We start from the raw sequence: 25535 nt of genomic DNA, 5'->3' as shown, positions 1-25535 counted from the left end.
AGGGCGTTGGCTGCCTTTTTCATAGAAGTAGAGCAATGTCATTTTTTACCAAAGGGGATTAAGTAATGAGTGTATATCTGATCAGTTATGCAGCATCTTATTTGTTTGCAAGGGCAGGATTTTATTGGTTGTCAGGCCTGGTTTTAGTGCTGGCCGCTCTTTTTCTGTATTATTATGATTATCGGAGAACAGAAAATATCGTTCATCTGAGAGGACTGTTTTCCCTATTTTGGGTAGGTGGGCAGGGGATCGCTTGCTTAAAGCTTTCAGAGCTATCTAGCGATTGGAATATTATCACCTGGCTCTGCTTTTTACTCGCCTTTTTGGGATTTTGGGTTTCGTTTGAGTTTTTCGCCCGAATGCAGGGAGAGATAGGTGGCCATCGTCCCAGCTGGTTTAGCTTTAAAGGTTATGAAAAACCGTTGTTTTTTTCTTTGGTTTTAGTCACTGTTTTATCCCTCACAGCATTTATTGCTGAGGCAATGTTGCTTGGATTTATTCCGTTTTTTGTAAAGGGAGTACCTCATGCCTATTCCACTTTTCACATTACAGGCATTCATTATTTTACCGTGTTATGTGTTCTCGCTCCAGCCTTATCTGTGATTTATTTTAGTATAGAGCAGGGAAGAAATGGAATCAGACTCGTACTGGTGGTGCTTATGGATATCATTGCTTGTGCAATCCCTGTATTGTGCGTATCCAGATTTCAGCTTATCTTATCAATCGGTTTGGCCGTTCTTACCTATATTGCCATGGAACACAGACTGAAGATCGCTTACGCAGTGGGCCTGACTCTGGGTATTATTCCGATTTATGTGGTGCTGACCATTGCAAGAGGTCATGATGTATCTTATTTAAACGGAATCTTCCAGATGAAGAATAGTGGCATGCCAATCTTTATTACTCAGCCATATATGTATATTGCAAACAATTATGATAATTTTAACTGTATGGTGGAGTGGCTTCCTTCCCATACCTTTGGGCTTCGCATGCTGTTTCCCTTATGGGCACTTACAGGACTTAAGTTCCTTGTCCCGGCTCTTGTGGATTTTCCAATCTACGTAACAAAGGAAGAGCTGACCACGGTTACGCTTTTTTATGATTCCTTTTATGACTTTGGAATCGTTGGAGTGCTTCTTCTTGGCTGCATTCTTGGAATTATAGCATTTTTCCTTATGCGCATGGCAAAAAGAGTCCGTAACCCCATTGGCTACCTGTTTTACGCTCAGTTTGCCATATATATGATCCTGTCCTTTTTTACCACTTGGTTTAGCAATCCAGCCACCTGGTTTTACTTAGGGTTTACTGGTATGTTGTATCTATTCTGTTCGTGGAGGAATGATGGGAGACATGGGTAAATAGAGAAGGTGCTACAAGGGATTCCTGAAAGCAGCTTGAATAAAAATAGGCAAGAAAGATACGCTTTGAAACGGCTTTTAGAGCCAAATCAAAGTGTATTTTTTTATGTATAAGAAATTGCATCCAATTAAATAAAAAGCTCTAACGGGCGGGCTGTACGTGATACGCTTAAGGAAAAATGCCACTATTGTGGTAGCGTTAAAGTCTGGCAAACCAGACTCTTTGTTCTATTATCAACTTCATTTAGACTTCTCTCTGATTCAATAATGATTTTATAAAGAAACCATAGAAATATTGAAAAATGCGCAATTAATCTTAATGATTGCGCATTTTTGGATTGATAGAAAAGTAAATGAGAAAATGCTGTGATATTTGTATAGCGTAGCTATTTACAATTGGGTAAAATTGTCATAAAATATAAATATAGTGCAATAAAACTATGCAATATTATTAAATTGCGCAAATATGAAATGGAGAGGTAGAGCAATGGGGGAAAAAAGAAAGTGGAAATGGGTTACTACGAGTGTGACATTGGCATTTAGTTTGATTGCAAGTGCGGCAATGGCTTTCCAAGCAAACTGTGAGGTAGAAGCGGCACAAAAACAAACGGGAATTACAGAAGGTTTTATCCGGGGAGTTGATATATCTAGTATCGTAGCCTTTGAGGAGATGGGGCAGAAATTTTACTATGCAAATGGTAATCAAGGAGATATGTTTGATATTCTAAAAGATGGAGGAGTGAACTATATACGAGTTCGTGTATGGAATGATCCCTATGATACTCAAAGCAAATTGGGCTATGGAGGAGGGAATAGTGATATTTCAAAAGCGATTAAAATCGGACAGCGTGCGAAGGCACATGGGATGAGATTGCTTGTAGATTTTCAGTATTCCGACTTCTGGGCAGATCCCGCAAAGCAATATGCCCCAAAAGCATGGAAGGATTATACTCCAGGGCAAAAGGCAAATGCAGTTTATGATTTTACCTATAATTCACTTTCTAAACTTCTGTCGGCGGGAGTGGACGTAGGAATGGTACAGATCGGTAACGAAACAATGGGAACGATGGCCGGGATGGGAGGGCTTTATGATGGCACATGGAATCTTACCACTGGAGTTGGGGCAGCGATGCAAAAAGGATGCGGGGCTGTTGATGCGATTAACAAGCAATATGGCTTATCTGGAAATAAAGCTATTTTGAAAGCACTTCATTTTACTGATCCCAATACAACCGCTTCCTGGTATGCCGAGCAAGCAGCTTTGCAAAGAATTAATTATGATGTATTTGCAGTATCTGCCTATCCGTTTTGGCACGGTAGTCCCGATGAATTGGCCGCTTCCCTAAAAAGTGTTGCTAAGACTTATAACAAGAAAGTGATGGTAGCAGAAACCGCTTATCCGTATACCTTTGCTAATGCTGACGCGACAGGGAACAATGTCAGTTCTTTAAAAGACATGTCATATTCCGGCTATGATGTAAGTGTGGCTGGTCAAAAGAAAGCAATTGAAGCAGTCTTTATGGCGGTTGCATCTGTGAATATGCAGGAAGGAACACAAGGATATGGTTTGGGTGGGTTTTATTGGGAACCTGCGTGGATTGGTGCAGATGTTAAAAAAAGTGGACGGTATGGAACTGGTTTTGCATCTAAGGTATCTGGTAATTATGAATTGCTGTTCCACGATAAAGTGATCGAATATGCGACAGAGGATAAAGGAAGTTCTTGGGACAACATGGCCATGTTTGATTCCAAGGGAAAGGCATTGGATTCTTTGCAGGTGTTTTGTAAGATAAAGGATGCAGCCTCCCATTAATTTTAATAGGTGTAATGATTCAAAACCTGGAGTATCGGAAGAGAAAGGATGGATTCATGAACCGCTTAAAAATAAATATTAAAAAAAATAGAACACTTTTACTGATGTTGGTGCCGTCAATTATATTTGTTGTTATTTTTAGCTATATTCCAATGGCTGGTGTTGTTGTCGCATTTAAAAATTATAATTATTATGACGGCTTTTTAAAAAGCCCCTGGGTGGGGTTTGATAATTTTCATTATTTATTTGTGACTGGAAAGATCTGGGAGCTTACCAGAAATACTCTGCTTTATAATATGGCTTTTATTTTCTTTGGAATCATCTTTGAAGTAGGGTTTGCGATTATTTTAAGCGAAATCACTGGTAAGGTATTTAAAAAGGTAGCTCAAGGATTTATTTTCCTTCCTTACTTCATCTCATGGGTAGTTGTATCAACGATAATGTTAAATATCTTTGGGGAGAATGGAGTCTTAAATTCCATATTAGGAGCAGTTGGAATAAAGGGATTTAGCATTTATCAACAAGTATCCCAGTGGCCGCTTGTAATGATATTTGTTAGATTGTGGAAGCAAACGGGATACGGAACGGTTGTTTATTTGGCAGCCATTGCTGGTATCAGTCAAGAGATGTCAGAGGCGTCAAAAATTGATGGTGCATCGGTATGGCAGAGAATACGCTATATTACAATACCAAGTTTAAAACCCACCATATTTATTATGACACTCTTGGCAATTGGTAATATTTTCCGAGGTGACTTTGGAATGTTTTATCAGTTAGTAGGATCCAATCAGTTACTCCTTCAGTCCTCGGATGTGATTGACACGTACGTTTACAGATCTTTGATAACAACGCCAAATATCGGGATGTCTACGGCTGCAGGACTGTATCAGTCGGTATTGTGTTTTGTCACGATTTGTACAGCTAATTATCTTGTGAAATGGTTTGAGCCAGACTACACATTGTTTTAGGGGGCAGAAAAGATGAAGGTTAAAAAAGGAAAAGATGTTATTACATTTAATCTTATGGCATACATATTGGTCGGGATTTTTGCCCTTGCCTGTGTAATCCCTTTTTATTTGATTATTGTTGGATCCATAACAAAGGAAAAAATTATTGTTACGGAAGGATATCAATTTTTTGTTACAGCAAGAGAGTTTTCACTGGAAGCCTATAAAATGGCTTTGAAAAGCCCGGAAAGTATAATAAGTGCTTATGGCGTGACTATATTTGTGACGATAGTGGGAACCACATTGTCTCTCTTTTTTACTGCTATGACAGGGTATGTATTGTCAAGACCTGATTTTCCCTGGAGAAATGGAGTCTCGTTTTTCTTCTTCTTTACGACATTGTTTAGCGGTGGTCTTGTTCCTTGGTATTTGCTTTGTACAAAATATTTTAATTTTAGTAACCATATTTATTCATTAATTATTCCGGGATTGTTTTCAGTCTGGAACATGATTATTGCAAAAAGTTTTATGAAAGGGATTCCGTTTGAGATGACAGAAGCTGCTAAAATTGACGGAGCAGGAGATTTTTATATCTTTTATAAAGTGATATTACCAATGGCAAAACCATTAATTGCAACACTGGCTCTGTTTGTTGCGTTAGCTTATTGGAATGACTGGTATAATTGTATGCTGTTTATGAGTACCAGTGATAACTGGAATTTACAGTATACATTACAGAATATTTTAAACAGTACCAATGCTTTAAAACGTGTTGCGGCACAAACTGGAATGCAGGTTGGGCAGCTTCCTTCAGAAGGATTGAAGCTTGCAATGACGGTAATAGCAACTGGACCAATCGTATTGCTTTATCCGTTTTTACAGAAGTACTTTGTAAAGGGTCTTACAATTGGAGCGGTTAAGGGGTGAGTAAGGTTCAAGCTTATAAAAAAGAAAGATTCTAAGGGGGAAATTAGAATGAAAAAGACATTGAAACAACTACTGTCTCTTACGTTGGCGGGTGTAACTGCTTTTACTCTGGTAGGGTGTGGAGGATCAGGCAAGGAAGCAGCAAATTCATTAAAAGAAGGTGCAAGTAGCACAGGTTCTACTGAAATCGCAAGCGATAGTCCGTATGCAGGGAAAGGATATGATTTATCAAAAAGAGAAAATATCGTTATGTATGTGTTAGGGGATGAACCAAAAGATATGCAAATAATTGCTGATCAGGCCAACGCAGATTATTTTGAACCTAATTTGAATACAACGGTTGAAATTAAATTCTTAAATTGGAGTGATTATACGACTAAGTATCTTCTTTTGCTTTCGGGTGGAGAACCGGTTGATCTCATTTACACTGCGGCATGGTGCTATTATAATGAAGAGGCTGCCAAGGGAGCATTTGTGGAATTGACAGATGAATTCTTAAAACAAAATATGCCATACACGCATGAACAGCAGCCCAAAGAAAGCTGGAATCAGATTTCTATTGATGGAAAAATCTACGCGGTACCAAAAGCAAAAGCAGCCTTTACTGCATATAACATGACTGCAGTACGCCAGGATCTGATTGATAAATATAAATTAACCGTACCCGATAGTTTTAATAACTACCAAAAATATCTGGAGGAATTAGCAGGACTAAAAGGAGAAACAGGTGTAGTACCATTAAATACCAATGCAAATCGAGAGCAATTACTTACTACTTTCTTACAGACAAAGGGGATTCAAAATGTTGCGGAAGGATATGACTGGATGTATTATAACAAAGGAAAAGAAGATGCACCAGATCCGGCCGATATCTTTTATTTCTATGGCTCTGATTTGAATTTGGAATATTGCAAGAAGATGTCAGAATTTGCTGCAAAGGGTTTTTGGTCAGCAGATGCAATCAATGATACAACAGATTCACAGGCTTATTATGAAAACGGAACTTCTGGTTCTTTTGTATGGAATACAAGTGTGTTCCAGGCGGGGAAAAACTTAGAGTCAGCAAACATAGGAACCTATGCGGTGTATGATTTGACACCAGATGCACTTAGGTGTCGTGCAAGCTATGCGACTGATGCAATTGCAATCACATCAAAATCGAAAAATCAGCAAAGAGCTGCACTTGCATTAGATTATATGAAGAGTGATGTGAATTTGAATCGTTTGTTGCTTGGAGGAGTGAAAGGAACTCATTATGAATTATCAGAGGAAGGAACTCGTGTTACGTTAGATGGAGGGAAAAACTATAGCTGGAATAACTGGGCATGGGCATTGAATCGCGAAGATGAGCCGGATGAAAAAGGATTGGATGAAAGACAGGTTGCGATCTCTAAGATATTAGTGGATCATGAGTATCATCCGGAGGTTGCAGGTTTTACATTTGATCCTAAGAATGTAGAAACAGAATATACGGTAGTTAAGTCAATTATTGATGAGTATAAACAAAGTTTTGCGCTTGGTATTTATGGTGACAATACAGAAAAAGAGTTTGCTAATTTTCAAAAGAAGTTAAGTGGTGCAGGAGTTGATAAAGTGACCGAAGAGTTAAAAAAACAATATGAAGCTTACTTGTCCCGTACAGGATTAAAATAAAACGGCGGCAGGCTGATAATTCTCTTTCTTCTGAGTTTGAAAATAGGTATAATGGTATAAATAATTAGAGCTAGAGGGACCAGGAGGTAATTATGAAGTTCCGCCATGGGAAAGAGAATGAATACGAGAAAATTACATTACAAGAAATTGCAAAAAAATTAGACCTGTCTCCAACCACCGTATCACGAGCTATTTCAGGAAACGGTCGAATTGGTTCGGAGACAAAAGATAAGGTATTTCAATTTATAAAGGAGAACCAGTATGTACCTAATATAATAGAAAAAACAGAGAAGAAATCAAAAAATATCTGTGTGCTTTTGCCTGGGGAGGAAGGTCATGCGCAATTACCTTATTTTCAGGAGATTTTGCTAAGTGTATATGATTGCTTCTCCGCGAGGAATTACGGGGTACTGTTGGTTAAGACTACTACAACCAATATTCAAGAGTTAAAATCTTTGGTTGAACAGCAGAAAATAGATGGAGCGGTATTTACGAGAACCATGGAAGGTGACATGGCGATCCGTTACCTGGAAAAACAAAAGGTTCCTTTTGTTGTAATTGGAAGCTGGCCGGATAAACAAGTGATTCAGGTGGATTTCGACCAGGAAGGAGGCTGTAAGGATTTAACATCAGTGCTTTTTCGAATGAATATAAAGAAAATTGCTTGTGTTTGCGGTGATGCAGGACATATTGTAACACAGAGCCGTTTAAAAGGAATACGGGCTGCATTTCGGGAAGCGGGTGTTCCTATGGAGGAAGATCTTCTTTATACGGGAGCCGTTTATCCCTCCATTGTAGAAAAAGACGTGGCAGAACTTTTGAAAAAAGATGTGGAATGCCTTCTTTGCCTTGATGATAATATTTGTATGAGTGTGTTAAATGCACTGAATAAAAATCGGGTAAAGATTCCTCAGGATATAAAAGTTGTGTCCTGCTATGGCGGCAGGTTGTTAGCAAACTCTTATCCGCCAGTCACCTGTCTGGAATTTGACATCAAAGAAATTGGTGGAGTTGCTTCTAAAAAACTATTAGACGCCATAAACGGAAAAGCAGACTATAATAAAATAATTCTCGGTTATAATGTGTTGATTAAAGATTCTACAATGTAGCTATTAGAATATTTGAAAAGTGTGGAGATAAATATGGAGAAGAGTGGGAAAAACAGATTTGGTAAACTACTGCATGGGGGTGACTACAATCCGGAGCAATGGTTGGATTCTCCGGAAATCCTGGAAAAAGACCTGGAATTTTTCTTGAAAGCAAACATTAATGTTATTACAGTCGGGATGTTTTCATGGAGTTCATTGGAACCAAAAGAAGGAACGTATCAAATCGATTGGCTTTTAAAACTTGTGGATAAAATGTATGCAAATGGAATACATACAATTCTTGGTACCCCTTCAGGAGCAAGGCCGCAGTGGCTGGCGAAAAGATATCCGGAAGTTCTTCGTGTGAATGCAAAACGGGAGAGGGAGCTTTTTGGCGGCCGTCATAATCATTGTTATACTTCTGCCATTTACCGCAGAAAGGTTTGGGATATCAATCAGTTTCTTGCAAAGGAATTGGGAAATCATCCGGGGGTTTTACTGGGACAGTTACCCGGAATGGCATAGGAAGCCGGAGATAGAGACGGCAAGAGAGACTGCGCTGCAGCATGATTTTATGCGCAGTTTATTAAAAAAGCCATTTCTGTTAATGGAGTCATCTCCCTCATCTACTAATTGGCAGGATGTAAGTAAATTAAGAAAGCCAGGCATTCTTCGTGCAGCCTCTTTGCAGGCCATTGCCCATGGTTCTGACAGCGCATTATACTTTCAAATGCGTCAAAGCCGTGGGGCCTCTGAGAAGTTCCATGGAGCGGTAATCGACCATTACGGAGGAGAAGACACAAGAGTTTTTAGGGAGGTTTGTCAGGTGGGGGATGCGCTTTTCGAACTTGCTCAATTGAGAGAAACCGTACAAAAATCGAAGGCAGCACTGCTGTATGATACGGAAAACAGATGGGCCCTTACAGATGCCCAAGGACCAAGAAACTGTGGGATGCCATACAAAGAAACGGTGGACAAAATGTATGCAGCCCTTCGCAGGCAGGGACTTAATACCGATATCATTGATATGGATGAAGAATTACAAGATTACCGTATTATATTAATTCCTATGCTTTATATGTTCCGTGCAGGAATTGAGAATAAGATAAGGGCGTTTGTGGAAAATGGCGGGACGGCTGTTATGACCTTTTGGTCGGGTGTTGTAGACGATACGGATTGCTGCTTCTTAGGAGAGACTCCGGGGAATTTAACCGATGTATTGGGCTTTAGAAAAACAGAGATTGATGGACTTTATGACGAAGAAGAAAATATAGCTATTCCGAAAGAGAATAACTCACTTTTCCTAAATAAAAACTACATCTGCAGGAAGCTGTGTGAATTGGTGAAGGTTTCAAGTGCTGAGGTTCTTATGACCTATGAAAGAGATTTTTACAAAGGGTTTCCGGTTTTGACCTGCAATCAATATGGAAAAGGGAAGATGTATTATGTATGCGCAGATATGGAAGAAGCGTTCTATACGGATTTTCTGGAGACGGTTCTGAAGGAAGAAGGCATTGAAAAACCACTTTCATTTATTCCGGAAGGCGTTGAAGTGACAACAAGAGAATCGGATAAGGCAATGTATCTGATCGTTCAGAACTTTAATTCCCAAGCAGTCAAGATGATCTTACCACAAAAAGGTTATAAGATTGTTTATGGGACAAAAGGGGAGAAGCTGGATGGTTTATCCACTGTTGTTATGAAGAAAGTTAAATAATAATAGCATGATTAGTTCTATCAAAGTTTGACAATCCCCCCGATTGAAGCTGTTTATATGGGGGGATTGTCTTTTATCGTTTCTGAAGGAGAGGCGTGAAAATGTTTTTTATAAGCGCGTGAAAAGGTGGAGTAATTTTTAAAGCCACTCCGAAAGCAAGCTTCCGTTACCGATATCCCGGTCTTTCGTAAATCTCTTGCAAGGAGAAGCCGCTTTTCAGTAATATAATCAAAAAGGGTATATCCAGTCTCGTCCTTGAACAAATGCATCAAATGATACCGACTGATAAAACAGGATTCTGCAATGGTATCTACGGTCATATCATCTATTAAGTGGCTGTTGATAAAATCCATAATCGCTATTATCCTATGATCTCCGGTAGCAGGAGGCAGGTACGTCACAAGATTGGTCAGAGAGGCCCTGTTAATCTGGATCATAAACTCCAGAAACAATACCTGGCAGTATAAATCTCTGGCATAACCGTCATGGGTGCAGTCATATTCAAGGTCTGTCAGTGTACGGTATAAACTGCTTTTCTCCATGGAATGAAGCCGAAGTACATGGGAATGGAGTTCTTTTGATTTTTTAAAGCAGGTACTTAAATCATAACTGTCTGACTGGTAAGCCTGTAAAAAGCCAGGAGATAAGTATACGATGATCCTCTCATATGGGACAGACGGGTCAATATCTGGCTTATGGATGTCATTATGGTTTACCAGTAAAATGTCATAGGGCTCCAGTTTATATGCACAGCCTTCGATCCGGTAAGTCACGTCTCCCTGGATGAAGATAATAATTTTGTCAAAATCATGGTAGTGGTATTCAAAATCCTGCTTTTTTGTATCAAGGAGATGAAATAACTTGAAATCACTGTTTAAATATCCTCGTTTTTCATAATTGTCCATAGGTAAAGTTACCTCCTTTCGCTCTTTTTATAATACAACACAATCTGCAATATAAAAAGCATTATTTTGGTAGAAATGATAAATAGTGCTGTATATAATTAAACTATATAACCGATGATCACAACAAGAAGAAGGATGATTACATTGAAAATTGTAGTATTGGCAGGTGGATACAGTCCTGAACGGGAAGTGTCCTTATCCTCAGGTGCAATGATAACCAATGCACTAATAGAGAAAGGTCATAATGTCTGCCTTGTGGATTCTTATTTAGGAGTGGCTGATAACGAAGAGGTTTGGTTTAAAAGCCAAAAGGATGGTGGAAACTATTATCATCAGATTGGGAAAAATGCTCCGGATTTAAAGCATTTAACTGATATTACTCAGGAACGTGGTTTTATAGGAAACCGTGTGATTGAAATTTGCAGTCTCGCAGATGTGGTGTTTCTTGCTCTTCATGGAGGAGCAGGGGAGAATGGTCAGATGCAGGCAGTACTGGATGCCCATGGAATTTCTTATACAGGATCGGACTATGCGGGCTGTTTACAAGCCATGGATAAGCATCTGGCAAAGCTAATAATGCGGGCGTCTGGTATACCGACTCCAGATTGGAAGCTATATACAAAAGAAAAGGCTATGGAATCCTTTTCTTTCCCGTGTGTCGCAAAGCCATGCGGCGGCGGATCCAGTGTAGGAGTTATTATGGTTGAGGATCAAAGCCAGTGGGAAGAAGCACTTCGTACCGCTTTTAAGTATGAAGAGCGGATACTGGCTGAGGTAAAAATAACCGGTAGAGAGTTCTCTGTAGGAGTTCTAGGGGGAAAGGCGTTGCCGGCCATAGAGATCATTCCTAAATCTGGATTTTATGATTATGAAAATAAGTATCAGTCAGATAGAACAGAGGAAATCTGTCCTGCAAACATCATAAAGAAAAGAGCGGATGAGATGGAGCGGTTGGCACTTAACGTTCACGAGGCTCTTGGACTTGGATATTATTCCAGAATAGATTTTTTAATGGAAGAGAACGGAAACATTTACTGTCTGGAAGCAAACACACTGCCAGGTATGACTCCCTTTAGTCTTCTTCCTCAGGAAGCCCTGGCTGCTGGAATTTCATATGCTGATTTATGCGACGATATAGCCAATCATTGGAGAGGAGTTTTATAATGAATATAACTTTGGAAAAATACCATGGACTGGGGAATGATTACCTGATCTTTGATCCTAATAAAAACGACCTGGAGCTAACAACAGAAAATATCAGGTTAATCTGTAACCGAAACTTTGGAGTGGGATCTGATGGACTCTTAGTAGGACCTATCCTTGGGAATGATAAGCTGGAAGTAAAAATCCTTAATCCCGATGGAAGTGAAGCAGAAATTAGCGGTAATGGAGTTAGAATTTTTGGAAAATACTTAAAAGACGCTGGATATGTACAAAAAAATCGTTTTACCATCAATACATTAAGCGGGCAGCAAACCTTACAGTACTTAAATGAAGAAGGAACCAGAATTAAGGTTTCCATGGGAAAATTGAGCTTTTACAGTGATGAAATTCCCGTAACAGGACCAAGAAGAGAGGTGCTCAATGAAACTATGATGTTTGGTAGCATTCCTTATCGGGTTACCTGCGTAAACATAGGCAATCCTCATTGCGTAATCTGGTTAAATGACATTTCAAAAGATCTGGTATGCCGGATCGGAAAACATTCAGAATCTGCTGATTGTTTCCCAGAAAAAGTTAACACCCAGCTATTAAAGGTTTTAGACCGTACAAACATAGAAATTGAAATCTATGAAAGAGGTGCCGGGTATACCCTCGCTTCTGGTACCAGTGGTTGTGCAGCAGCCGGAGCAGCATATCGGATGGGACTTACAGATCCTAAGATGTATGTTCATATGCCAGGCGGTGTATTAGAGGTAGAAATTGAAGAAAATGAAAATGTACTAATGACCGGAGAAGTAGGATATGTGGGCAGGTTTATCCTTTCCCATGAGATGGCGGAGCAGCTAAAATCCCTTCAATAAATGAGTGAATGTTACTACCTGGAAATAGAACCAGTCATGTGGAAAAACAGGACATAAGCCCTGCCAGACACGTGGCTGGTTTTTGTGGACTCTAACTCAAAAAAAATGTATGGAATTTTCAACGCATGATATGCACTGGCTTTTTAATTTGAGTGTCGTATTTCTTACAAATTTATTTGTATTTTACTTATATATTTGCATAAAATCGAGTAAAACGTCAAAAAAGTGCATAAAAATACTATTCAATCCCTTTGTGAATCTGTTGACGGAACCATCGTTTTCATACTATAATAAACAATAATTTAGTAGGTGCGTAGTTAATGAGATGCAGGAGAGGCGGGAACGTATGAATCAAATGTCGGCTGATAATGGAGAGGCCGGTATCTACATCATTGACCAGGAATACCGGATCATTTATATGAATGATATGGCAAGAACATATTATCCCAATCTGAAAGCAGGAATGTACTGTTATGAGGAATTAGGGAAAAATTCGGTTCCTTGTAAGGTCTGTCCGGGAGTGTTAAATAATACTGGACAAGTGATATTTTATGATGCTGCCTCCAAGCTGTGGCTGAATCTATCCTCAGGTCATATCGACTGGCCGGGATATCCGGGGAGCAGGTTAATTATGTTTTGCCCTGTTGGCGAACAGAATAAAAGCCTGTTTTATAGCCTTACAAATAATACAACATATGAAGAATTATTTGAACTGAATCTGATTTCAAATACATATAAAATTATTTTTAGTGAGAAGGACAAATTTAAGCTTCCCCAAGAAGAGGGAGAACTACTTCCTATGTATGCTGAGGTGCTCAGAACCATGGTTCACCCAAATGACAGGGAGGAGTTTTTGAAATTCTGGGATCGGCTCACTTTGTTTGATCGCCTTAATAAGAGTGAGAAGATTTTAAAAGGGGAATTTCGTAGACAGCTTTTAGATGGTAATTATCGTTGGGTCAGTCTGACTGTGGTTTTATTTCTTGATGAACTTCGAGATGAATCCCTTGTAATGTGTTATGTAAAAGACGTGGACAATTTGAAAAAGAAGGAAGAGGAGCAGAAGCAGCAACAGGCGAAGAGAGATGAAACCGACTCTTTGACGGGTCTCTTAAGATATGGTCCATTTTTTGATAGAGCAAGGCAGTTTTTAGAGCAACGACCACATGAACACTTTTTTATGATTGCTATCGATATCGAGCATTTTAAACTCTATAATGAATGGTACGGAGAAGAAGAAGGGGATCGCTTTTTAATAAAAATCAGTGAGCATTTAATAAAGATGGAAGCTACACGTGATACCATAGCAGGCTACATGGGAGGAGATGACTTTGTCATCATTCAGCCCCAGGATTCTGAGCTTTTAAAAGAGCTGGAAGAAGAGATTAAATGCTATGCCAGACAATATGGGGGGAATGCGGGGTTTCTGCCTGCTTTTGGCATTTACTGCATCGAGGAAAGGGACATAACAGTCAGCACCATGTACGACAGGGCAATTATCGCACTGAATTCCGTAAAAGGCAATTATGCAAAGAGAATGGGATGGTATGATCCTGGTATGAAGCGTAAGATGGAAAATGACCAGGTTCTCTTATCTGAGATTCAGACTGCCCTTGAAAATAAAGAGTTTATTTTTTATGCACAGCCTCAGTGTAATATGTTAACCGGGAAGATCGTTGGCATGGAATCCTTAGTACGGTGGAACCATCCAAAAAAGGGAATCATTACACCGGGTGAATTCATTCCCTTATTGGAGCGAAATGGATTTATTACACACCTTGATATTTATATCTGGGAGATGGTCTGTCAACAGCTAAGCATCTGGATTAAGTCGGGAATTGTACCAGTGCCTGTTTCGGTTAATATGTCTCGTATGGATCTTTACGGCATCAATGTGGTTGAGACCTTTAAGGAGCTGGCAGAGAAATATGAGATAGATCCCAAATTACTGGAAATTGAAATTACGGAAAGTGCATATGCTGAGGATTACGATCTCATTCGTAAAGTAGTGGAAGATCTTAGACGTGCGGGTTTCCCTGTATTTATGGATGACTTTGGGAGTGGTTATTCTTCCCTTAACATGTTAAAAGATGTAAATGTGGATGTAATAAAGATTGATACCAAGTTTCTGGATATGAATGAAAACAGCATCAAACGGGGCATGGGAATTCTGGAAACCATAGTAAGAATGGCCAGGGTTATGCAATTTAAGGTGATCGCAGAAGGAATAGAAGAAAAGGAACAGGCTGATTTCTTAATTAACATCGGCTGCATCTACGGACAAGGTTATTATTATTATAAACCGATGGCGGTTAAAGATGTGGAGGTGCTTTTAAAGAATGAGAAGAATCTAGATTATAGAGGCATTCAGGCGAGGCAGATGAAGCAGCTTAAGTTGGAAGATCTGTTTAACGAAGATATCACCAGCGAGGCAATGTTAAATAACATGCTGGGGGCAATTGCCTTATATGATGTGTATGAAGATCACTGCGAGGTACTCAGGGTGAATGAAGAGTATTACCGCATTACCGGAGATAATCCGGTTGATGGAGGGGATCGCGGGAAATTCATGCTTCACAAGGTCTATAAAGATGACATTGACTGGGTACTGCGTATCTTTGAAAACGCATATAAGAATCCGGTCCATGGAGCGGAAGGTATTTTTAGGCGTTACAGGTTAAGTGGAGAATTGATGTGGGTGCATCTGCGTGTATTCTTCTTAAGAGAACAGGATGAACACCGGCTCTATTATGGAACGGTCCAAGATGCCACAGAACAAATGAAACAAAGAAAAAAGTTGGAAGATTCTCAGAAAATGCTAAGTGAGGTATTAAAGCTTGCCGGACGCAATCTTTCTTTTGACAATCTGGCGGAGGAGAACCAGTGGGCGGCAAGTGCCATTTTTGCCCAGGCTGCTCCAGGTGGTCTTCTAGGCGTATATTGTGAAAAAGATCTGCCTCTTTACTTTGCCAATAACGAGATGTTAAGTCTCATGGGATACGATTCTTATGAAAGATTTTCAAGAGACATTGGAGAAAAACTAGTTGAGATCATTCACCCCGACGACAGGGGCCTCATACGGGAAGTCATTCTTTGCTGTAATGATCCTGGTATGGAATATAATCTCAGACATCGGATCAGAAAGCAGGATGGAAGTTATCTGTGGATTATGACCAAGGGTCGTACAGTTCAGGCTGAAGATGGTCGACTGGCAGTGGTAAGCGCTTGCATGGATATTACCAATACAGTTCTTGCGGAACAGAAGCTTAAGCATACCGTTGAAGTACTTGAAAAGAAGGAGGACGAGCTGGATTTTTTAAGCTCAGGAATCCCTGGTGGATATTTTAGATGCAGCAAAGGCAAAGCCATGAAATTTAAGTATACCAGCTCCCGCTTTCATGATATCACAGAACATAAAAGAGAAGAGCTGGCTGCAAAGTTCCAGGGAAGCTTTCTAGAGATGGTTCATCCTGATGACAGGGAAGCCATCCTTAGAATGTCAGAGGAACTTAGCCCAGGAGTTACTTTGTGGGATTTTCAGTATCGGGTACAGACGAAGGCGGGCTTTATTACAGTCCTATCCAACTTCAGGTTATCGGTCAAAGACGATAGCACCCTTTATGGAGTTATGATAGATAGGAAGGATATGGAAGCCTACCGCACGATATGGAATGATAGCAAAGGGACGACTCTTAGACTTGACTCTCAGGAATTATGGTTGCCTACTGAAGTAAATGGGGTCTTGGATCGCATGGGATTTCAAGAACGATTAAAAGAGTATTTGGAGCGTGAAAGATTCCAGACTTCATCCTTGGCAGTTTTTGTAATGAGTTGCCCGAAAAACCAAAACGGTCAGGAGGCTAAGAATGCGAGGACTCTGTTTTCCAAACAGGTAAAACGCTTGAAACGCTTTTTCCGGCAGGAGGATTTGCTCTGCTTAAATGGTGGGTATGAGGTAGTTGTGCTTTGTAAAAACATTCGGGAATGTGATATAGAGATGAAAGTCAGTGGAATCACAAAAAGTTTAAATCAAGACATGTCAGGGGAAGAAAAAAGAAACTTCCAGCCTGTAAGAGGAGCATTTGCCATGATTGGGATAAGTGAGAAAGAGTTTAATACCTGTTTTGTAAAGGTGAGAGGAACTCTCAGTGACAACCTTGATTTAATGAATTAAAGTATTAAATAGCATAGACCACTATGAGTACTTGTGATATAATTTCCGTAAAACCATTTCAGGATAAAGGAAGGTAACGATAATGATATCAGACAAGATGAGACCTCTCGTAGAAAACAATTCCGCCATCCGTGCCATGTTTGAGGAAGGAAAAAAACTGGCAGCATTATACGGACGTGAAAACGTATATGATTTTAGCTTGGGAAATCCCAATGTACCGGCTCCTTTGGCAGTTAATAAGGCCATTTTGGATATCCTTAATGAGGAAGAGTCAACCTTAGTACATGGTTATATGAGCAATGCCGGTTACGAGGACGTGAGAGATGCCATCGCCCATTCTTTAAACAGACGGTTTGGGACTGGTTTTCGTTTGGAAAACATACTGATGACGGTTGGTGCGGCCAGCGGCATGAACGTTATATTTAAGACCATACTAAATCCAGGAGATGAGGTAGTGGTGTTTGCTCCTTATTTTATGGAGTATGGTTCTTATGTAAGGAATTATGATGGTGTACTGTCCGTGGTACCGCCTGATACAAAAACGTTTCAGCCAGACCTGAAAGAATTTGAGCTTCGTATTACAAATAAAACAAAGGCAGTTATTATTAACTCCCCCAATAATCCAAGTGGTGTTATTTATTCTTCTGAGACGTTAGAAAGCATCGCCCGGATCATGAAGGAGAAGGAAAAGGAGTATGGCAAATCCATAGTGTTGATTTCCGATGAGCCTTACAGAGAGCTTGCTTATGATGGGGCTAAAGTTCCTTATGTGACACCTTTTTATCACAATACTATCGTTTGTTACTCCTACAGCAAATCCCTCTCTCTTCCTGGAGAAAGGATTGGGTATCTTGTCATTCCAGATGAAATGGATGATTTTCAAGAATTGTCTGCCGCCGCATCCATTGCCAATCGTGTGCTTGGTTGCGTCAATGCTCCTTCCCTTATGCAGCGGGTGATTATGCGCTGCGTGGACGAGCAGGTGGATTTAGAGTCATATAATCGAAACCGTGAGCTACTTTATGGTCATTTAACAGAATATGGATTTGAGTGCATTAAACCGGAGGGTGCCTTCTATCTGTTTGTTAAGACTCCTGTAGACGATAAAGAATTCTGCCAGTTCTGCAAGGAGCACAGAGTTCTTATGGTACCAGGAAGTTCCTTTGCCTGTCCATCCTATGTCCGAATCGCATACTGTGTTTCTTATGATCAGATTCTTCGTTCCCTTCCAGTCTTTGAAAAAATCGCAGTAGCGTATGGACTTGGGGGAAAGAAGGAGGAGAATAGATGAGACACTGGAAAGAGAATATAAGAAAGGTTGCCCCATATGTACCTGGAGAGCAGCCAAAAGGTATGGATCTGGTAAAACTTAATACCAATGAAAACCCATACCCGCCAGCACCTGGGGTTAAACAAGCATTGAAGGAGATGGACTATGATCCATTTCGCAAATATCCAGATCCAACAGCTTCTGATTTGGTAAGTGCGCTTTCACAATATTACCAGGTTGGGGAAGATGAGGTATTTGTAGGTGTTGGTTCTGATGATGTAATTGCCATGGCTTTCCTCACCTTTTTTAATTCAGAGCTTCCTATCCTATTTCCCGATGTGAGTTACTCTTTTTATAAGGTTTGGGCGGATCTATTCCAGATTCCCTATGAGACACCAGTACTTCAAGAAGATTTTAGCATTCGGAAAGAAGATTATTATAAGGCAAATGGGGGAATCATATTCCCAAATCCCAATGCTCCCACTGGTCTTTTTATGCCCCTTGAAGAGATAGAAGAGCTGATTGCACATAATCAAAATTCTGTGATTATCATTGATGAAGCATATATTGATTTTGGTGGCAAAAGTGCTATGGAACTTACTAAAAAGTATGAAAACCTTCTTGTGGTGCAGACATTTAGCAAATCCCGCTCCTTAGCCGGTATTAGAATCGGATATGCCATCGGACATCCGGACTTGATTCGTGCCATGAATAATGTGAAGTATTCCTATAACTCTTATACCATGAATATGCCTTCCCTGATATTGGGAGTGGAAGCCGTTAAGGATGACAAATATTTCAAAGAATGCCTTGATAAAATCATAAAGACTAGAGAAGAAGCAAAAGTAAGTCTTTCTAAACTCGGTTTTATCTTTCCGGATTCTATGACAAATTTCATCTTTGCCTCTCATAAGGAGAGAAGAGCGGAAGATATTTATAAAGCCCTTCGAGAAAATCGTATCTTTGTACGGTACTTTAATCTGCCAAGACTTGACAATTATCTACGAATTACCATTGGCACCGAGGAAGAGATGAGGCAGTTATTTGCATTTTTAGAGGTTTTTCTTTCGAATTAATTTATTTGCCAGAAGGTTCCTGGGATAGTATAATATAGATAGGTGATGAAATTGGATTCTATGAAAAAATATTTGAAACTAATATTGAATATTGTAATACCAATCCTATTCCTATACTTAATCTGTGTATGGGGACCAAGGGTGATAAAGTTTTTTTTGCCTTTTGTGATTGGCTGGGTCATCTCGGTGATAGCCAATCCTTTGGTGCGTTTTTTTGAAAAACGTTTAAAGATCGTTAGGAAGCATAGTTCTGTGCTGATTGTGGTAGGTGTACTTACTCTTATTATAGCGGCACTTTATTTTCTGATTTCCAAACTTATTTATGAAACCATTGGTTTTGTTGAACACGTTCCTCAGTATTATGAGATGGCCTGGGTAGAGATTCAGAAGTTTCTATTAAGTGTACAGGGACTTTTAAAGTTTTTACCTCAGGGAATGCAGGAATCCGTCAATCAGTTTTTTGCTCATATCGAGCAATATCTGAATGTGGCAGTTCAAAAGATTGCATCTCCAACCGTCATGGCAGCAGGCAGCGTGGTGAAAAGCATTCCAGCAGCCCTTGTCTATATTATTGTGACAATCTTTTCTTCTTATCTCTTCATTGTTGATCGAGATAAGATCATGGAGTTTGTTCATCGCTACATTCCCAAAGGCGGAACCAGATATTATAGCTATTTCAAAAAGGATGTCAAACATCTGGTAAGTGGCTATTTTCTGGCACAGTTTAAGATTATGTTTATCATCGGCACTGTTTTAGCAGTAGGTTTTTTGGTGCTCGGAGTCGATTATGCTCTTTTACTTGCAGTGATTATCGCTTTTCTTGATTTTCTTCCCATCCTTGGAACGGGTACTATCTTAATTCCTTGGGCATTGGTTCGTATGGTATCAGGCGAATACGCTTTTGGACTTGGACTTGTTGCCATATACGTGCTGACACTTGTGTTAAGACAGATCATACAGCCAAAGATCGTTGGGGATACCATGGGTCTAGACCCTCTTATGACGTTGCTGTTTTTATATCTGGGATTTAAAATAAGTGGAATTGCAGGAATGATTTTAGCGGTTCCCATTGGAATGCTGTTTCTTAGTTTGTATGAATTTGGAACATTTGATTTGCTATTAAGCAGTGTTAGGACATTGATTCATGATATCAATGTGTTCCGGAAAGAGCCGGATAAAGAAGAATAAATAGTTTTATTTGGGGGAAATGATAACATGAACTTAAGAATGAGGATTGCCGTAGGTATCATAACAGGCCTTGTGACCTCAACTGTAATTGCCACACCTATGAATGGATTTTCAGGAGAAGCTTGGAGCCAGGAAAATGGTCAGTATATAGATGCGTCAGGAAAACCCATCGACGGTGCTTTGGAAAAGGGAATTACGGTTTCTAAATACCAGAACCGCCAAAATGAAGCCAGTGGTGGGATTGACTGGAATAAGGTAGCTCAGTCGGGTGTATCCTTTGCTATGATACGACTTGGTTATCTTAATGATGAGGATCCTTTCTATGTTGTTAATATGACAAATGCAGCAAAGAGTGGAATTAAAACAGGGGTATTTTTTTACACTCAGGCACTGGATGTGATGACAGCAGAAGAAGAGGCAAGATATGTGCTCCGTGAAATCAAGGATTTACCAATTTCCTACCCAGTTGCTTATGATGTAGAATCTCAGTACTTGTTGGACAATCATTTGACCAGACAACAGATTACGGATAATATCAATGCTTTTTGTAAGATTATTACTGATGCAGGGTATCGCCCCATTGTATATGCCAACAATAAGTGGCTTAATTACCACATTGATATGAGTAAGATTCCATACGACGTCTGGTATGCAAGATATGGCACAATAAATGACTGCAAAAACCGAACCATATGGCAGTGTACGGACCAGGGACGAGTGGCTGGGATCGAGGGAGATGTGACCATTGAGTTCTCCTTTAAAGATTACAATGGCCTGATTTCCCCAGATGGTTGGAAAACCATTGACGGAAATCAGTATTACATGAAGAATTACCGAAAACAGACTGGTTGGATTCAACTGGAGGGAAAACGGTATTACCTGGATCAGAACGGAGTTATGGCTCATGATACTGATATGGTAATAGATGGAGCGACCTTTCGCTTTGGATCAGATGGAACAGTCACTAAGTAGATAGGAAGCAGGAAGATAGCATGATTCACATACAAACTCCCTGTAAAGCATAAGGCTACCCATTTGGGTGGCCTTATCATATGGTTCAAATTGAAGCATCATATCGTCTTCACTCATTGTGCCTTTTTAAATTGATATATCCCAAGTCTGTCATTTGTTATGTATAGAAAGGGAATCAATAGCTTTTTAATGCCTGGCATCAGATATTTTAGTTCATCGGTAAAATTAATGAGCCCTGTCTGTTTCATTACTGGACAAAGCATTGTAATTTCACTGCCATCCTTTACACCCCAGCTAAAACGGGCATTTGTCTTTTTAACCGTATCATGTATATTCCCTTTGTTGACCATTCCTTTATACAAAAGGTCAAACTGAGCTTCAAAGCGGTCAAATCCATTTGTTAATATCTGAAGAAAATCTTTCACTTCCCCTTCCTTAAGATACATCATCATACCTTCTGAAATAATTAAAAGCTTCTTCCCGTTTGTTTTCACATCTTCTGGCCAGGTTGGGTCCAGAGCCGACTTCGCTATGTTTTTTTCACGGTCATTGGGTGCAAAGAACCGTTCACGCTGAGCGATGACCTGCGGAAAGTCAAGGTTATACCAATGTAGGATTCCGTTATCCACACGTGAAAATCTGGTATCAAGGCCGCAACCAACAGAAACCACCACGCAGTCTGGATACTTTTTAATAAAATCAGCTGCCTGTTGATCCATCATCTTTGCTCGTGCCAACACAGCGTAATAAGATAAAGTGCCACTGTCAAACTTCTTAAAATCGTAGTCGATATTCTTTACAATCTCAGCCGCTTTCCTGTCGTTGATAACTGGATTTGTACTTTTGGCATCCTTTGCCCGAATATAAAGTGTGATTAATAGTGTTTCCATAACTCCGCCAAGCTCTGTAGACATAATGCTCCTCCTTTTTGAGTGCACATAACAATTAGTTGCAACTAACTATATTAAAATCATTATATACCCTTGGTATTTTCATGTCAAGAACCGGAGGATTGATATCTGGATAATCCAAATCTCCAAAATAGTATAGCAGGAATTAAAAAGAAACAGCCGGCTATTGGCAATAGACCATACCATGCATTCTCCGTTTTGCCGGTTAAGTAGAGAAAGGGATAATACTGAAATAAGGAGAAGGGAACGATGTAGGTACAGATGGTGACAATGGTTTTGCCATAGATCCCAATGGGGTATTTCCCGTATTCTCTGGCGCCGTCAGTAAATATATTCATAAATTCCAGCCCTTCCAGAGTAAAAAAACAGATGGAAGCAAATATAAGATAGATGGAGACAAACACAATAATCCCGCTTAAAATCATTAACACAATGACGATGATCCGGAAGAGAGTCCAGTGTATGGTGCTAAATAAAATACCATACACAAACATGAGTATGGTCTGCAACAGTCGCCCGATTCTTGTAAAATCTATTTTGCTGCATATCACAGTGAATAGGCAATTCCTTGGGCGAAGAAGGATGCGGTCAAATTCGCCGCTTCTAATGATGGAATCAAAGGTATCCAGGCTTCGAAAGAATGCTTCTGCTATGGTAAAAGACATAAGTGTAATCGCAAAACAAAGCAGCACTTCCTGATAAGAAAATCCATTTACCTGATGAAACCGAATCATCATGAAATAGACTCCCAGAAATATGTTAAAGGACATAAGGAAGAGTCCAAAGGTGGTTAGGAAAAAAGATACTTTATGCTGCATAACACATTTTAAATGAATGAGACAATATTTTTTGTATAAACCAAATGAATTCATGAGATACCTCCTTTTTAGCCCCCTTGAATGACAACACGTTTCAATGCCCTTTGTTCCATGGCCCGTCCAATCAAAAGAAAGACAGTGAGCCAAAAACACTGCATCAAAAGACTTTGATACATTTCCTTACCCACCAAATCTCCTCCAAAGATACGAAAGGGTACGTTCTGAGCAGATGCAAATGGAAGCAAATTGACTACTTCCCTTATCTTATCTGGCAAAAAAGGCAAAGGTATTACGGCTCCCCCTAAGAATTCAGATACAGAGGAAGCTAATAGCTTGACGCCCTGAGACGAGATGGTATAAAAAACGGACATATAAACAATCATTCCAAAGGCTACCACAAGAAGAAATGCCAATGTCATGGCAAGCAAGGTGAAAAACCATGTGTACCAATTATCTGGTAAGGTAAGGCCATAAGGCGATGGCAAGAGCCACGCAAAAAATAAAACTGGAAAAGACCGTAGTGTAGCTTTTGAAAGACGGACAGCCATTCCCCTTACAAACCACATGTTATAGAGGCGAATCGGGCGACATAGCTCATAAGCAACATCTCCATTTGTAATGGAATCAAATAACTGGGATTCCCAGAACCAGATGAGATAAAGAGCTAAAAATGCTTGTTGAAGCCATATGTAAGAGGAAAGTGCTTGAAAGGTCATTGGAAAGCTATCCGGAGATGCCTGATAAAAGGCACGAAATAAAAGAACCTCCATAATCCCCCAGATAAACTGAGTGGCTATTCCAGAAAGAGCGGCCATTCGGTACTGCAGACCATTGATAAAACGGATGCGAAAAAAAGAACCGTATTTTTTCATGTACGCCTCCTATATATCGTAATCCCGGTAAAGGGTAGCGATGATTTCGTCCAAGGTAGCATCTTCTTTCGGCCGATGGTTCATTAAGTCAGAGAGGGAGCCATCAAGGAGAAGCGTTCCTTTTCCGATCAATAAAACCCGGTCAGCCAGGGCCTCAATGTCTTGCATATCATGAGTGGTAATGAGAACCGTGGTGTTATGCCTTTTGTTCTGATTTCGAATAAACTCCCTCACCGCAAGCTTTGAAACAGCATCAAGGCCAATGGTAGGCTCATCAAGAAACAAGATCTTTGGACTGTGAAGGAGAGAAGCGGCAATCTCACAACGCATTCTCTGCCCCAGGGATAATTGTCTGGCTGGGGTTTTTAAAAGCTCCCCAAGGGATAGAAGTTTGGTTAGTTCTGTTAAGTTTTCTTCGTAGGTTTGTGTTGGGATTTCGTAGATGTCTTTGAGAAGTTCATAAGAGTCAATAATTGGGACATCCCACCAAAGCTGGGTTCTTTGGCCGAATACAACGCCAATGTCCTTTACGTGCTCTTTGCGTTCCTTCCATGGGATGCGGCCATTAATGATACAGGTACCGTTATCCGGGGTAAGAATTCCGCTTAAGATTTTAATGGTAGAGCTTTTTCCTGCCCCATTCGGGCCGATATAGCCCACCATCTCTCCATCTCCTATGAAAAAGGAGATATCGGAAAGAGCATGGATGGTTTCACTCTCTCTGTGAAAAAGTGCCTTCATAGCTTCTAAAAAGCCGGCGCTTCTTCTTGCGACTTTAAAAGTCTTGTTCATGTGTTCCACTTGAATCATGTTAGTTCCTCCTGGTAGTAATATTTGGGAACGTGATCCTTCCGGCAGCGGACAGTAGGAGCTGTCTTAACTGGTTGGAGCGTTCTAATATCTTTCCAAGCGGCGAGCGCAGTCAGTTAGTGAAAGCGCTGTTCTCCAGAATTATGTTCCTGGGGACTCTACCGTGGCATTAATATTCTCTTTTCCTGAAATTAGATGTGATGATAGAATTAGAAAAGGAATCTTAGTGTACCACTGTTAAAATAAGGTGTCAAGTTCAGGCGTAAAATTGCCTTGACAAAAAACTCAAGTATGATAATATAAACATATGAACAGTTATTCATATAATAATAGTAATAAAGGAGGTACATTATGGAACCGGATCTTAAAAATAATAAGCCCGAGAGTGATTTCGACCAATGCGATTTTATCTGCGTCCATGAAAGTGTTGTGAACCAAGTATTAAATGCAATGCCTAAGGAACAGGAGTTGCTTGACCTGGCTGATTTTTATAAAGTATTTGGTGATGCCACCAGAATAAAAATCCTTTATGTACTCAGCCAATCTGAGATGTGCGTTTGCGATCTCGCCAATCTTTTACAGATGAGCCAGTCAGCCATTTCTCATCAGCTTAGAGTGTTAAAGCAGATGCGTTTGGTGAAGTTTCGTAGAGACGGAAAGACGGTTTTTTATTCTCTGTCAGATAGCCACATTGAGACCATATTGGCTCAGGGAATGGAGCATATCAGCGAATAATAATTATTTTAAATAAATCATGGAGGAGAGTGTAATAATATGAAACGAATTGTTAAATTAGAAGGTTTATGCTGTGCCAACTGTGCAGCCAAGATAGAAGAGGGGGTTAAGAAGTTATCTGGAGTGGAGAGTGCTTCTTTAAGCTTTATGACTCAGAGATTAACCATGGAAATTGAAGAAGATAAATCCGAAACGATTATGGAAGCAGCCAGAAAACTTGCAAACAAGATTGAGCCTGAAGCAGAATTTAAGATACTGCGGTAAGGCAAAAGGAGCT

22 protein-coding genes are annotated in these 25535 nt (G+C 39.9%); 17 read left to right on the top strand and 5 right to left on the bottom strand.

Translation table 11 applies throughout. The annotated features are described in order from the left end of the window. Nucleotides 1-65: 65 nt before the first annotated feature. The 8 genes from BET01_RS13080 (at nt 66) to BET01_RS13050 (ending at nt 9503) form a co-directional block, all read left to right on the top strand. Nucleotides 66-1358, top strand: coding sequence for an O-antigen polymerase (locus BET01_RS13080; RefSeq protein WP_120197258.1), 1293 nt, complete (start codon nt 66-68; stop codon nt 1356-1358). 487 nt (nt 1359-1845) lie between these two features. Beyond that, a complete protein-coding gene (locus tag BET01_RS13075) occupies nt 1846-3171 on the top strand; it encodes a glycoside hydrolase family 53 protein (protein ID WP_158585050.1) in 1326 nt (441 codons plus the stop codon). A gap of 56 nt (nt 3172-3227) precedes the next feature. Continuing rightward, nucleotides 3228-4139, top strand: a complete 912-nt coding sequence (locus BET01_RS13070) for an ABC transporter permease (protein WP_120197388.1) — start codon at nt 3228-3230, stop codon at nt 4137-4139. Nucleotides 4140-4151: 12 nt separating this feature from the next. Continuing rightward, nucleotides 4152-5045 carry a carbohydrate ABC transporter permease gene (locus tag BET01_RS13065; protein ID WP_120197256.1) on the top strand — a complete coding sequence of 298 codons (894 nt, stop codon included), beginning with the start codon at nt 4152-4154 and terminating at the stop codon, nt 5043-5045. A gap of 48 nt (nt 5046-5093) precedes the next feature. Next, complete coding sequence (locus BET01_RS13060; protein WP_120197255.1) at nt 5094-6698, top strand: ABC transporter substrate-binding protein; 1605 nt, start codon at nt 5094-5096, stop codon at nt 6696-6698. A gap of 92 nt (nt 6699-6790) precedes the next feature. Then, entirely contained in the window at nt 6791-7807 is a 1017-nt protein-coding gene (locus BET01_RS13055; protein ID WP_120197254.1) for a LacI family DNA-binding transcriptional regulator, read from the top strand. Nucleotides 7808-7840: 33 nt separating this feature from the next. Continuing rightward, nucleotides 7841-8311 (top strand): beta-galactosidase, encoded by a 471-nt coding sequence (locus BET01_RS22335; RefSeq protein ID WP_330512862.1) that lies wholly within the window; start codon nt 7841-7843, stop codon nt 8309-8311. Then, on the top strand, nt 8250-9503 hold the full coding sequence (locus BET01_RS13050; RefSeq protein ID WP_330512859.1) for a beta-galactosidase: 1254 nt from the start codon (nt 8250-8252) through the stop codon (nt 9501-9503). Before BET01_RS22335 ends, BET01_RS13050 begins: the two co-directional genes overlap by 62 nt. Nucleotides 9504-9556: 53 nt before the next feature. On the opposite strand, the gene BET01_RS13045 is transcribed toward BET01_RS13050, so the two are convergent. Further along, nucleotides 9557-10408, bottom strand: a complete 852-nt coding sequence (locus BET01_RS13045; protein WP_120197253.1) for an AraC family transcriptional regulator — start codon at nt 10406-10408, stop codon at nt 9557-9559. A gap of 144 nt (nt 10409-10552) precedes the next feature. Here BET01_RS13045 and BET01_RS13040 point away from each other — a divergent pair, with 144 nt between their 5' ends. From BET01_RS13040 to BET01_RS13010, 7 genes are all read left to right on the top strand, one after another. Next, a complete protein-coding gene (locus BET01_RS13040; protein ID WP_120197387.1) occupies nt 10553-11572 on the top strand; it encodes a D-alanine--D-alanine ligase family protein in 1020 nt (339 codons plus the stop codon). Then, nucleotides 11572-12432, top strand: a complete 861-nt coding sequence (gene dapF, locus BET01_RS13035) for a diaminopimelate epimerase (protein ID WP_120197252.1) — start codon at nt 11572-11574, stop codon at nt 12430-12432. Before BET01_RS13040 ends, dapF begins: the two co-directional genes overlap by 1 nt. 346 nt (nt 12433-12778) lie before the next feature. After that, a complete protein-coding gene (locus tag BET01_RS13030) occupies nt 12779-16606 on the top strand; it encodes an EAL domain-containing protein (RefSeq protein WP_120197251.1) in 3828 nt (1275 codons plus the stop codon). A gap of 82 nt (nt 16607-16688) precedes the next feature. After that, on the top strand, nt 16689-17897 hold the full coding sequence (locus tag BET01_RS13025) for a pyridoxal phosphate-dependent aminotransferase (RefSeq protein WP_120197250.1): 1209 nt from the start codon (nt 16689-16691) through the stop codon (nt 17895-17897). After that, nucleotides 17894-18952: a histidinol-phosphate transaminase gene (hisC, locus tag BET01_RS13020; protein WP_120197249.1), complete on the top strand. Its 1059-nt coding sequence runs from the start codon at nt 17894-17896 to the stop codon at nt 18950-18952. The genes BET01_RS13025 and hisC overlap by 4 nt, the downstream gene beginning before the upstream one ends. A gap of 45 nt (nt 18953-18997) precedes the next feature. Next, nucleotides 18998-20140 carry a sporulation integral membrane protein YtvI gene (gene ytvI / locus BET01_RS13015; protein ID WP_207667615.1) on the top strand — a complete coding sequence of 381 codons (1143 nt, stop codon included), beginning with the start codon at nt 18998-19000 and terminating at the stop codon, nt 20138-20140. 27 nt (nt 20141-20167) lie between these two features. Beyond that, the gene (locus BET01_RS13010; protein ID WP_120197247.1) at nt 20168-21112 is read left to right on the top strand and encodes a glycoside hydrolase family 25 protein; all 945 of its coding nucleotides are present in this window, start codon (nt 20168-20170) and stop codon (nt 21110-21112) included. 113 nt (nt 21113-21225) lie between these two features. On the opposite strand, the gene BET01_RS13005 is transcribed toward BET01_RS13010, so the two are convergent. From BET01_RS13005 to BET01_RS12990, 4 genes are all read right to left on the bottom strand, one after another. Continuing rightward, on the bottom strand, nt 21226-22026 hold the full coding sequence (locus BET01_RS13005) for a class I SAM-dependent methyltransferase (RefSeq protein WP_120197246.1): 801 nt from the start codon (nt 22024-22026) through the stop codon (nt 21226-21228). Nucleotides 22027-22109: 83 nt separating this feature from the next. Beyond that, nucleotides 22110-22895 (bottom strand): ABC transporter permease, encoded by a 786-nt coding sequence (locus BET01_RS13000; protein WP_120197245.1) that lies wholly within the window; start codon nt 22893-22895, stop codon nt 22110-22112. 14 nt (nt 22896-22909) lie between these two features. Beyond that, entirely contained in the window at nt 22910-23713 is an 804-nt protein-coding gene (locus tag BET01_RS12995) for an ABC transporter permease (RefSeq protein ID WP_120197244.1), read from the bottom strand. Nucleotides 23714-23722: 9 nt separating this feature from the next. Then, a complete protein-coding gene (locus BET01_RS12990) occupies nt 23723-24523 on the bottom strand; it encodes an ABC transporter ATP-binding protein (protein WP_120197243.1) in 801 nt (266 codons plus the stop codon). A 351-nt stretch (nt 24524-24874) separates the two neighbouring features. Between BET01_RS12990 and BET01_RS12985 the strand changes: the two genes are divergently transcribed. Continuing rightward, nucleotides 24875-25258 (top strand): ArsR/SmtB family transcription factor, encoded by a 384-nt coding sequence (locus tag BET01_RS12985; RefSeq protein ID WP_120197242.1) that lies wholly within the window; start codon nt 24875-24877, stop codon nt 25256-25258. Nucleotides 25259-25297: 39 nt separating this feature from the next. Then, nucleotides 25298-25522, top strand: coding sequence for a cation transporter (locus tag BET01_RS12980; RefSeq protein ID WP_120197241.1), 225 nt, complete (start codon nt 25298-25300; stop codon nt 25520-25522). Nucleotides 25523-25535 lie beyond the last annotated feature (13 nt).

Origin of the sequence: Lacrimispora algidixylanolytica (assembly GCF_003609635.1) — a bacterium.
GTDB lineage: Bacteria > Bacillota > Clostridia > Lachnospirales > Lachnospiraceae > Lacrimispora > Lacrimispora algidixylanolytica.
This window is presented reverse-complemented; position numbering and strand designations above follow the sequence as displayed.

Bases quoted from the DNA above. Each gene is read 5' to 3' on its own strand.
- BET01_RS12995 (WP_120197244.1), bottom strand. From the start codon at position 23,713: ATGAAAAAATACGGTTCTTTTTTTCGCATCCGTTTTATCAATGGTCTG.
- BET01_RS22335 (WP_330512862.1), top strand. From the start codon at position 7,841: ATGGAGAAGAGTGGGAAAAACAGATTTGGTAAACTACTGCATGGGGGT.
- BET01_RS12990 (WP_120197243.1), bottom strand. From the start codon at position 24,523: ATGATTCAAGTGGAACACATGAACAAGACTTTTAAAGTCGCAAGAAGA.
- BET01_RS13070 (WP_120197388.1), top strand. From the start codon at position 3,228: ATGAACCGCTTAAAAATAAATATTAAAAAAAATAGAACACTTTTACTG.
- BET01_RS13000 (WP_120197245.1), bottom strand. From the start codon at position 22,895: ATGAATTCATTTGGTTTATACAAAAAATATTGTCTCATTCATTTAAAA.
- BET01_RS13065 (WP_120197256.1), top strand. From the start codon at position 4,152: ATGAAGGTTAAAAAAGGAAAAGATGTTATTACATTTAATCTTATGGCA.
- dapF (WP_120197252.1), top strand. From the start codon at position 11,572: ATGAATATAACTTTGGAAAAATACCATGGACTGGGGAATGATTACCTG.
- ytvI (WP_207667615.1), top strand. From the start codon at position 18,998: ATGAAATTGGATTCTATGAAAAAATATTTGAAACTAATATTGAATATT.
- BET01_RS13025 (WP_120197250.1), top strand. From the start codon at position 16,689: ATGATATCAGACAAGATGAGACCTCTCGTAGAAAACAATTCCGCCATC.
- BET01_RS13005 (WP_120197246.1), bottom strand. From the start codon at position 22,026: ATGTCTACAGAGCTTGGCGGAGTTATGGAAACACTATTAATCACACTT.
- BET01_RS12985 (WP_120197242.1), top strand. From the start codon at position 24,875: ATGGAACCGGATCTTAAAAATAATAAGCCCGAGAGTGATTTCGACCAA.
- BET01_RS13030 (WP_120197251.1), top strand. From the start codon at position 12,779: ATGAATCAAATGTCGGCTGATAATGGAGAGGCCGGTATCTACATCATT.
- BET01_RS13075 (WP_158585050.1), top strand. From the start codon at position 1,846: ATGGGGGAAAAAAGAAAGTGGAAATGGGTTACTACGAGTGTGACATTG.
- hisC (WP_120197249.1), top strand. From the start codon at position 17,894: ATGAGACACTGGAAAGAGAATATAAGAAAGGTTGCCCCATATGTACCT.
- BET01_RS12980 (WP_120197241.1), top strand. From the start codon at position 25,298: ATGAAACGAATTGTTAAATTAGAAGGTTTATGCTGTGCCAACTGTGCA.
- BET01_RS13010 (WP_120197247.1), top strand. From the start codon at position 20,168: ATGAACTTAAGAATGAGGATTGCCGTAGGTATCATAACAGGCCTTGTG.
- BET01_RS13060 (WP_120197255.1), top strand. From the start codon at position 5,094: ATGAAAAAGACATTGAAACAACTACTGTCTCTTACGTTGGCGGGTGTA.
- BET01_RS13080 (WP_120197258.1), top strand. From the start codon at position 66: ATGAGTGTATATCTGATCAGTTATGCAGCATCTTATTTGTTTGCAAGG.
- BET01_RS13055 (WP_120197254.1), top strand. From the start codon at position 6,791: ATGAAGTTCCGCCATGGGAAAGAGAATGAATACGAGAAAATTACATTA.
- BET01_RS13045 (WP_120197253.1), bottom strand. From the start codon at position 10,408: ATGGACAATTATGAAAAACGAGGATATTTAAACAGTGATTTCAAGTTA.